This is a genomic window from Aeromonas sp. 600774, assembly GCF_049175075.1.
Lineage (GTDB): Bacteria > Pseudomonadota > Gammaproteobacteria > Enterobacterales > Aeromonadaceae > Aeromonas > Aeromonas veronii_A.
In genome coordinates this window covers 1-1,164 of sequence record NZ_JAAKUJ010000032.1, presented here as the reverse complement: position 1 = coordinate 1,164, position 1,164 = coordinate 1, and the positions used below count along the sequence as shown (strand labels likewise).

Below are 1,164 nucleotides of genomic sequence, written 5' to 3'. Positions count from 1 at the left end.
GCGCAATCAGAGTCTTTTTCATCTTGATATTTCCTACACATTTTCTGATGGGGGCATTTGCTGCCACCCGTTTGATTCCACGCACCCAAGGTGCATTCCCTTTCCAGCTTGCAGGACTTGTTTGCCCAAGCAACTCTGCCGATTACCGAAGCGTGATGCCTCGCCAATCAGCTCATATTTTCGCCGACAAAGATACTGGACGGACCTGCCTGAATCGATTTAATGATGTGTAGGAAAAGTCCTAAAAGGTGGTTGTTGTATGCAACTTAAATGAGTGCTGACCTGACTGCTTTACAGATGGATTTGTTGCTCGCTATTTATTTGATTTATATGGTTTTTATGCTTTTATTTAAAATCAAATAGTCATTGTGATTTTTTATGGTGGATTGTATGAACTCGTCAGAGACAATGATATCGAGAGAAAGGAGCCAAAAGAAATCTGTTACGCATAACGCTATGATTTATATCGCTAAAATTGAGCATTGCAAGCTGGGAATGGCACTGAAATTAGCAAATGGTTTAAATGTGTAACATGTTATTAATATCTGGGTGCTATATGGTGCATATGCTGCATTTATAGTTAGTATGCGCAGCATCAAATTTTTAGTAGGTAGATATATGGCAAAAATATTGATAGTGGATGATCACCCAGCCATCAGGATGGCTGTTCGTATTCTGTTGCAGCAAGACGATCATCATATTGTCGCTGAGGTTGATAATGGCGTGGATGCTATTTTGGTTGCACGTACAAATAACCCTGACATAGTCATTCTAGATATAGGCATTCCTAAGCTAGATGGTGTTGAGGTTATTAAAAGACTTAAGGATATGGATGCTGAAATTAAAGTTGTAATATTATCTGCTCAAGCTACACATCATATTATGGTGCGCTGCTTGCAAGCTGGTGCAGATGGGTTTATATCAAAGTTAGATGATCTTTCTTTGCTGAAAAGTGTACTTGTTAAAATTGGTAAAGGCCAGCTGTGCTTCCCTAGAAATGTAATGGCCGGGGCGAGGTATGCTCATGAAGTTGATCGCGAAGATGTCTTATCTGTCCTCTCTGATAGAGAAATGAGTGTGTTAATGCAAATATGTCAGGGGCATACCAACAAACAAATTGCAGAGAGTATGTTGCTTAGTGAAAAAACAGTCAGTACGTACAAA

At 39.6% G+C, this 1,164-nt stretch carries 2 protein-coding genes; both read left to right on the top strand.

Translation table 11 applies throughout. The features are described 5' to 3' along the window. Positions 1-233: hypothetical protein (locus tag G5171_RS20250; RefSeq protein ID WP_421251639.1), on the top strand; the 233-nt coding region annotated here is incomplete at its 5' end. Positions 234-618: 385 nt separating this feature from the next. Then, on the top strand, positions 619-1,164 hold a 546-nt coding region (locus G5171_RS20245; protein ID WP_421251640.1), incomplete at its 3' end, for a response regulator.